The following is a 243-nucleotide window of genomic DNA, read 5'->3' as shown; positions in this document are numbered from 1 at the left end:
GAAGGAGGCCTACCTCAACAGGATAAACTACCTCTTCAACAAAGTTATTTGTAGTGGCGTATGGCAAGTCTACGACAATCGTATCGTCAATGTCATGAATTATCACCAAACCAGTTTCCTCTGTTAGTTGCGCAACCCTCTCCCGCTCGACCTCCGTAATCTCTTCTAAAATTCTACTCAAGCGATCCAATTCTTCCTGCAACTCTTCGTTCGCTTCTAAAAGCATGTCATTCTCATTAACTA

Annotated in this window: 1 protein-coding gene; it reads right to left on the bottom strand. The window is 42.8% G+C overall.

Features of this window, described 5'->3' with window-relative positions:
- Nucleotides 1-226 (bottom strand): M15 family metallopeptidase (locus AOA60_RS01070; RefSeq protein ID WP_143522309.1); only part of this gene is annotated, 226 nt, incomplete at its 3' end.
- Between the last annotated feature and the right edge of the window lie 17 nt (nucleotides 227-243).

The organism is Pseudomonas sp. 2822-17 (assembly GCF_002742485.1).
Lineage (GTDB): Bacteria > Pseudomonadota > Gammaproteobacteria > Pseudomonadales > Pseudomonadaceae > Aquipseudomonas > Aquipseudomonas cyclaminis.
The sequence above is the reverse complement of the archived record's forward strand: the minus strand, read 5'-3'. Positions and strand labels throughout refer to the sequence as shown.